This is a genomic window from Herbaspirillum sp. YR522 (assembly GCF_000282575.1).
Lineage (GTDB): Bacteria > Pseudomonadota > Gammaproteobacteria > Burkholderiales > Burkholderiaceae_D > Herbaspirillum.
Genome location: NZ_AKJA01000124.1, coordinates 1 through 8,717, shown reverse-complemented (window position 1 = coordinate 8,717; position 8,717 = coordinate 1). Strand labels below are relative to the sequence as shown.

Below are 8,717 nucleotides of genomic sequence, written 5' to 3'. Positions count from 1 at the left end.
CAGGTGGGCGGAGCGGCCACCAATACCGGCAATATCGGCGCCAACGGCACGACCACACTGACCGCCGGCTCGCTCGACAATCGCGGCACTCTGCATTCGACACAAGCAGGTACGGCAGTCACCGTGAACGGACGCCTGGAAAACGGCGGCACCTTGAGCGCCAACCAGGGCCTCTCGGTGCAAGCCGGCGGGGCAGTCGTCAATACCGGCGATATCGGCGCCAACGGCACGACAACACTGGTTGCCGGCACGCTCGACAATCGCGGCACTCTGAACTCGACGCAGGCGAGCGCAGTCGTCACCGTGGCCGGGCGCCTGGACAACAGCGGCACCTTGAGCGCCAACCAGGCACTCTCGGTGCAGGCGGGCGATGCCGTCGCCAACACCGGCACTATCGGCGCCAACGGCGCGACGACACTGATTGCCGGCGCGCTCGACAATCGCGGCAAGCTGAACTCGATACAAGCATCGGTCGGCGTCACTGCGACCGGGCCCGTCGTCAATCGTGGCGGCATCGAAGCCGCCCAGGGCATCGCGTTGAACGCAGGTGGCATCGACAACAGTAGCGGTGCGATAAGCGCCAACGACATTGCCATCGATAGCGACGGCCGGGCGCTCAACAATGCCGGCGGTCGCATCGTGGCACAGAACGCTTTGTCCATCTCGAGCGGCGAGCTCAACAACGATGCCGGGCTGCTGCAGGCCATCGGCAGCATCGCCATCGACGCCCACGGCCAGACCGTATCGAACACCAATTCGGGCAGCACACAGGGCATCATCTCGCAAGGCACGTTGAATGCAACGGCTGGCGCCATCGTCAACCGCGGGGGGTACCTGGGTAGCGGCGGTGACATGCTGCTCACGGCGGCAACGGTCGATAACGGCGCAGGCGTGATCGGCTCCATGGCGAAGGCGGCAGTGAACGCGGCCACACTCGTCAATACCGGCGGAAAAATGCAAGCCAAGGATGCGTTGAGCATCAATGCCGTCGCCGGGAGTGTGGACAACGGTAGCGGCCTGCTTCGCTCCGACGGCACCGTCACGATAGAGAGTGGCACGCTGCGCAATGACAATACGCAGGGCACCGACCAGGGCATCGAAGGCGCAGCCGTGGCGATCAATGCCCGTGGTCTCTCGAACCGCCTGGGGGCGATCCGTACCGATACGTCGTTGACGGTCGAGTCGCACGGCAGCATCGACAATACGGCGGGCCTGTTGTCTTCATCGGGGCTGCTGGCTCTGCGTGACACGCAAGCCGCACGTACGCTGGCGGTGGACAATACGGACGGCACCATCATCGCCGCCCGCCAGGTCGATATCGTCGCGCGCGCATTGACCGGCACCGGCCGCGTGCTGAGCCAGAAAGACCTCAATATCGACCTGGTCGACTCGATCCTCAACCGTGGCCAGATCGCGGCCACCGGCGACGCCACCGTCACCACTGCCGGCACATTTACCAATGCCGGCACGGTGGCTGCCGGCGCCACGCTGGCGCTGACCGCCGCCACCATCGACAACCAGGCAGCCGGCTCGCTGCTGGCCGATACGCTCAAGCTCAAGGCCACCGACGTTCACACCTTCATCAACCGCGGCTTGATCGACGGCACCAACACCATCATCGAAAGCAGCACCGTCAACAATATCGGCACCGGGCGTATCTATGGCGACAACGTGGCCATCGGCGCCGACGTGCTCAACAACCTCGCCGAGACCGTCGACGGCACCACCACCGCGGCCGTGATCGCTGCCCGCAATCGCCTCGATATCGGCGCCGGCGTGATCAACAACAGCGAGCACGCGCTGCTCTACTCGGTGGGCGACATGGCCATCGGCGGCGCGCTGGATGCGGCAAAAAGGGCCACCGGCATGGCGCGCGAGATCAACAACAGCAGCGCCACCATCAATGCCGACGGCAACCTCACGATAGCTGCCAGCACCATCAACAACACCAATGCGCATCTGGAGACGACCGATCAGGTGGGGCCGGGCAATCGCATCGTTACCTATCGACTCAACGGCTCGCCCAACATGATCGATGGCAACAGCGCCTACCTGGTCAATATGGGTTCGGGCCAGACCGTGGCGGCCACCAACTGGCGGGCCATGGGCGATGAAGACAACTTCCGGCTGGTCCTGCCCTCCAGCGCCTACCCGGTCGAACGCTATGGCCCACCCTTCGACTATTCGCGCGGCGTCAAATCCGGCGACAACGCCATTGCGCCGGCTTATGTCCCGGCATGGGAGAGCGGTAGTGCGGGCAGCGAAGCCGGTATTACCTACTATCCCGAAATCATCAACTACAGCGCCACCGACCGGATCTGGTCGGTGATGGGTGTGACGCCACCGCCGGATCCGGGCGCAGGACCGGGCGCCGAACCCCGGCCGGGCGAGGTCTGCTACGAATCCTGCTATTCGGTTCCGGTAGACGCCAGCGTCCAGGCTGCGTGGCAAGCCGCCTACGCCGACTGGAAACCGAAGTACGACGCCTACAAGGCAGCCTTGCTGGTGCTGGACGAAAAGATCAGCGCCTTCAACAGCAACGTACAAAGCCGCTCGGTGCGCGAGTGGACCATCTACGACGGCACCGAACAGATCACGCGCACGGTGGTCACCAAAAGCGACCCGGGCATGATCACCGCCGGCGGCAACATGACGCTGGCCGCAGGCACGGTCAACAACCTGGCCAGCCAGATCATTGCCGGCGGCACGGTGGCCGGCGACGCCGTCAACGGCACCGCGATCAATAACATCGGCCCACTGGGCGTGCAGTCGGTGACCTCGACCGGCTCGGCCAGCTACACCTATATCAAGAGCCACGCGTTCAGCGCCGACGACCGCCGCTACGACGATGCTGCGTACCAGTCGCAAACCATCGTGACCAACTTCCAGCTCGACATCACGCCCACCAACGGCGCTGGGCCCAGTCGCGACAACACGGTCAAGGCGGTGAACTCGGCCGTCCCGGGCGCATCGGGCCAAGCGGCCACGGCGATGACTATCCGCACCGCCAACCTGAGCCTGATCCTGCCCAACAATGCGCTGTATCGCACCAACCCCATGCCGGGCAGTCGCACGCTGATCCAGACCGACCCGCAGTTCACGAGCTATCGCACCTGGCAGTCGTCCGACTTCATGCTCATGCAGTTGCCGAGCACACCGGACAGCACCATCAAGCGGCTCGGCGACGGCTTCTACGAACAGCAGGTGGTGCAGCAGCAGATCCAGCAGGCCATCGGGCAACGCTACCTCGCCGGCTACACCAGCAATGAAGCGCAGTACGTGGCGCTGATGACAGCCGGGGTGCAACAGGGCCAGGCATCGAACTACACGGTCGGCATCGCGCTGACCGACGCCCAGATCGCGCAGCTCACTTCCGACATGGTGTGGATGGTCAAGCAGACCGTCACCTTGAGCGACGGCAGCACGCAGGAGGTGCTGGTGCCGCAGGTCTACCTGCGCGCAGACAGCGTCGAGGTGACCGGCCAGGGCACACTGATCGCCGGCAACAACGTGGCGTTCCAGACGGCACAGGACATCGTCAACAGCGGCGGCACGATCGCGGCGCGCCAGGGCGTCTCGCTGGTCGGCAACAATGTCCAGAACCTGGGTGGACGGATCTCCGGCGCCGACACGGCGCTGGTAGCGGCGACCGACATCAACAACCTGGGTGGTGCCATCGATGGCAGCAGTAGCGTGACGCTGCTGGCCGGTCGCGACATCAACACCAACAGCACCAGCGTTGATACCGCCAACGCCGTCACCAGTGGCACCAATATCAACCAGGTGGCCAGCATCACCGGCGGCAACCTCGCCCTCGCCGCCGGTCGCGACCTGACCGCCAATGCCGCCGTCATCGCTGCCACCGGCGACGCCAGCCTGTCGGCCGGGCGCGACGTCAAGCTGGGCACGGTCAACCAGAACTACCGCCAGGAAATCAACTGGGCCACCGACAGCGGCGGCTCGAACTGGGTCAGCAGGCTCACCGGCCCCAATTTGGTCGACCAGGCCAACGGCGCCCACGGCACCGGCGAGGCCGGCGTGAACCGCGCCACGCTCAGCGCCAGCCAGGATGTCGCCACCCAGGTCACCGGCAACAACATCACCATCAGCGCCGGCCAGGACCTGGTCGCCAAGGGCACGCAGGTGGTGGCCGAAGCGGCGCTGACTGCCGCCGCTGGTCGCGACATTACGTTAAGCACGGCCAACGAATCTGCCAGTGCGCGGGACCAGCATCAGCACAGCAGCAGCAGCATCCTCAGCGCCTCCAGCACCAGGACCGACGACGCCAGCAGCTACAGCAACCAGATCGGCAGCACCTTCTCGGGCAATACCACGGTCCTGGCGGCGGGTCGCGACGCCAGCATCATCGGCAGCGATGTGGTGTCGACCAAGGGCACGCAGGTCACGGCCGGCAACAACCTCGACATCGCCGCGGCCACCAACACCAGCAGCGAATCGCACTACCGCAAGGAAATCACCTCCGGCGTCTTCAGCGGCGGCGGCCTTGGCGTGACGGTCGGCAGCAAGATGCAGAGCACCGACTTCACGCGCAATGCCACGACGGCCAGCGGGTCGACGGTGGGGGCGACTGATGGGAATGTGGCGTTGGTGGCGGGTAATCTCTATAACCAGATCGGTAGCAATGTGCTTGCCCCCGCCGGCGATATCGACATCGTCGCCAAGACCGTCAGGATCATCGCCGCTGCCGAAGCCAGCAAGACCGTCACGGAAGATAAATTCAAGCAGAGCGGGGTCACGCTGGCGGTGACCAGCCCGATCATTTCCGCATTGCAGACGGTGCAGCAGATGGGTGAGGCTGCGGGCAAGACCAAGGATGGCCGCATGAAGGCATTGGCGGCGGCCACCGCAGGCAGGTCGCTCTACGACGCAGCCCAAGGCGCTCAAAGCGCTGCAGCCGATCCCAAGTCAGCCGGTTTCGGTTTGAGCATCACCGCCGGCGGCAGCGAGAACGCCAGCACGACCGAGCAGAACAGCCTGCTGCAGAAGGGTTCTACGGTGGCCTCGGGCGGTAACACCAGCATTCGGGCCACTGGCGCTAGCACCAACAGCAATATCACCATCCAGGGCAGTGACGTAACGGCCGGCGGCAACCTGGCGCTCAAGGCCGACAACGACATCAACCTGCTGGCCGCACAGAATGTCGATGAACAGCATAGCAACCGATCGTCGTCGTCATATGGTGTGGGTCTGGCCATCCAGTTCGGACAAGGCGGCGCGTCGCTCGGCATCACGGCCAATGCCGCAGGCAGCCGAGGCAACAGCGATGGCCGCGACGTGGCCAACACACTCACGCACCTGAAGGCCGGCGGCCAGGTGAGCCTTGACGCCGGGCGTGATGCGAACCTGGTCGGCGCCACGGTGGCCGCCGATCAAGTCAAGGCCGATATCGGTCGCAACCTGAACATCGAGAGCGTGCAGGACACCAGCACCTTCAAGAGCCAGGATCAAAGCATCGGCGGCAGCATGACGGTGGGTGCGGGCTTCTCGGGCAGCGTCAGCGCCAGCCAGAGCAAGGTCGATGCAAACTATGCCAGCGTGGGCGAGCAATCGGGAATCAATGCCGGCGACGGCGGCTTCCAGGTCAACGTCAAGGGCAACACCGACCTCAAGGGCGGCAAGATCGCCAGTACCGACAAGGCAATGGAGGACGGCAAGAATAGCCTGACGACTGGCACGCTGACGGTAAGCGAGATCGAGAACCGTAGCCAGTACCAGGCAGAAAGTCAAAGCGCAAGCGCCGGGGGCGGCAACTGGGCTAATCCCTCACAAGGGAAACCTGGCGGCGGAATCGGTATCGGCAGCACCTCTGGCGACGAGCGCAGCACCACGAGAAGCGGAGTATCGGGCGGCGCAGTGACGATCACCGATGCGCAAGCCCAGCAAGACAAGACCGGACAGAGTGCAGAGCAGACCATCGCCCTGCTGGACCAGGATGTACGCACCGGCAAGGACAGCAGCAACACCCTGAACAAGAACTGGAACGGCGACGAACTACGTGACGAGGTCGAGGCGCAGGCGAAGATCACGCAGGCGTTTGGGCAGCGGGCGGCGAAGATGGTTGGAGATATCGCTGGCGCCAAACGGGACGAACTCAAAAAGGCGGCAGACGACGCAGAACGAAGGGGTGACACCGCACTCGCCGCCAAGCTCTCCACCGAAGCAAAGGACTGGGACGAAGGCGGCATTTATCGGGTGGCGATCCATACCGCTATTGGCGCATTGGGAGGTGGTCTTGAAGGAGCGTTAGGCGCCGCTGCTAGCGCGCAATTTATGCCTACGTTGGCTAACGAGATCAAGCAAATGGGATTGTCGACGGAAGTGCAAAGCGTGGTGGAATTGGCCGCCGCAGCTGGTATGGGTGCGGTAGTCGGCGGAACAGCGGGAGCAGCCAACGGGTTCAACGTCGAGTTGAGCAATCGGCAGCTTACACATACCGAGAAAGACCGCATTAAGAAATTGGCAGATGGAGATACGAAAAAAGAAGAGAGATTAACAGCCGCCGCTTGTGCGGCGACGAAATGCTGGGCTGAATATGCGACCGAAAGTGCTGAGTTTGATTACTATAAATCAATGGCGGACTGGGGCAACACCCCGGGCCTGGCGACCGAACGTGGGATTATCGCGCAGCAGCAAGGACTCTTTGATTACTCGGCAAGTGACAAGGCTTCTGATTTCGGCAAATGGATAGCAAACTCGCTGGCGAAGAATGGTGATGATGCGGCAAAAATTGCGTTGACCATCATAAGGAGAGGACCCAATTCCTTGCCGCCTGATCTCCCGCTAGATGGCTCTGATTCGGGTGGACCGACTGGAACTGCGGGAGCTGTGATTACGCCATCCATTCCGTTGTGCTTGCCTACTGGGGTCTGTGTGGTGGCTCCACCTATTGCAGTTCCTGCTAGCGTCTATGCTTCTATAGGCGAATCCGATAATAAGGGACGCGCTGAGCAGATCCTTGATGCCGAACGTATTGGAAGCGGACTTAAAGAGGATCCATCACATCGCGCGGCTAGTTTTCTTTCTAAAGAACAGCTCGAATCTGGGCAGGTATTTTCCATAAGAGGTGGTGACGGTATCGACCGTATCTTGTTGCAAACACCTGGCGCCTTTAATGGTAAAAACGGGATTTACGAATACATCTATGACGTTACAGGAAAAGTTACTCATCAGCGCTTCATTGAAGGAGGTAAGATCACTGGAGCTCCAAATCAACGTATCACAGGCGTCGTGAAATGAATTTAACCCCAATCCCATTATCGTTCATTCAACAGCAGACCTCCCTTTCGTGGAGAGAAGCTCTGTGGGCGTACCAACATAAATTTATTGGCCCCGATCATATCGTCAAGTTAGCTCAGGAAAATTTGAGTTTGGACTCTAGCGAACGACAATTTGAACTATCGTCTACAGGCAAAAGCGCCGAATGGCGAATTTTGGAGTTACTTGAGCAGCTTGCCACTGCTGAAGTCGACGAACTACCATCATCCGTAACCAAAAAGTGGCTTTTTTTGATATTGGCATGGATATTTGAAAATAAAGATCAGCTATGCGATCCGTTAGGTGAGGTCGAAAAAATTTACGCTGAATTTGACTATCCTCATGAGATCGAAAAGTTCGTGCGGTATATGCCGACCTCTGATGACTATCATTCCGATCAGCATAGTTATCAAGCTAATACAATGCGATTGTTTAAAGAATGGAAGCAGTATTTGGAAGTAGCCAAACAGAACATTAACAAAATTTCAAGGCCGTATTTGTAAGAGTGATCTGCGCTGGGACTGGAATTTACTAAGGAAATTCTCTGAACTTGCAAAGCTAGAAAGCACGTTGTGATTCAAGGCGTAGCCGATCACATCAGACATCAAATTGATGCTTTGCCTTCAATACTGCGGCGTGTGTTATGAACGCCGAGATTCAGTATCAAATGTTAAGGATGAAAAGGTCAGTGTTATTGACGGCAAACTCTGGGCTAGTCCTGCAACACCATGTCCCATGCTTTCTGATGCATCAGTCATGCGATACATCCCGACGCAGCTCGTCTCCGTTCCAGTTCCTATTGAGCACGTTTCTACTGTCCTTGCCGGTGCGTACGTCTTGGTCCAGAAAGGCGATGGTCTGCTCTGCGCTTTGGCCTGTCATGTCTTATTCAATTAGACAGGGTCTTCATCAATTTATGAGATTTTTTATTTCTGCATATTTTTTCTTTTTTTAATAATCGGAGCAGGTATTTTTTTTGAAATTATTTTTTGGCCATTTCTTGCTTGGATTGGTGGTTCTAATACTTATGATTTTCCTTCCGCTGAGAGAATTTATAAATGGGTGAAATTTTCCGGAGTTGTTTTTTTGCCATGTTCTTTCTTTGCGTGGCTCTACGATAGGAAGAATAGGTAGCCTGCAGGACACCAGTTACTACAAAAGCCAGCAGCAAAGTCTGGTTGGCAGCGTCTCGGTTGGACGGGGCCGGGGTTTCTCGGGCAGCGTCAGCGCCAGCCAGAGCAAGGTCGATGCAAACTATGCCAGCGTGGGCGAGCAATCGGGAATCAATGCCGGCGACGGCAGCTTCCAGGTCAAGGTCAACGTCAAGGGCAACACCGACCTCAAGGGCGGCAAGATCGCCAGCACGGACAAGGCCATGGAGGATGGCAAGAACAGCCTGACCACCGGTACGCTGACGGTGAGCGAGATCGAGAACCGTAGCC

Annotated in this window: 2 protein-coding genes and 1 pseudogene; all 3 read left to right on the top strand. The window is 59.8% G+C overall.

Annotated elements, in window-relative coordinates; genetic code table 11:
• The first annotated feature begins 3 nt into the window (after window positions 1-3).
• Window positions 4-7,257, top strand: coding sequence for a hemagglutinin repeat-containing protein (locus PMI40_RS22995; RefSeq protein WP_051001839.1), 7,254 nt, complete (start codon window positions 4-6; stop codon window positions 7,255-7,257).
• Window positions 7,254-7,778 carry a DUF2247 family protein gene (locus PMI40_RS23405; protein ID WP_081496485.1) on the top strand — a complete coding sequence of 175 codons (525 nt, stop codon included), beginning with the start codon at window positions 7,254-7,256 and terminating at the stop codon, window positions 7,776-7,778. The genes PMI40_RS22995 and PMI40_RS23405 overlap by 4 nt, the downstream gene beginning before the upstream one ends.
• Window positions 7,779-8,383: 605 nt before the next feature.
• Window positions 8,384-8,717, top strand: a pseudogene (locus PMI40_RS23400) (hypothetical protein); the annotation flags it as partial.

Excerpts from the sequence above, each read along its gene's own strand:
- PMI40_RS23405 (WP_081496485.1), top strand. The coding sequence starts at position 7,254 with ATGAATTTAACCCCAATCCCATTATCGTTCATTCAACAGCAGACCTCC.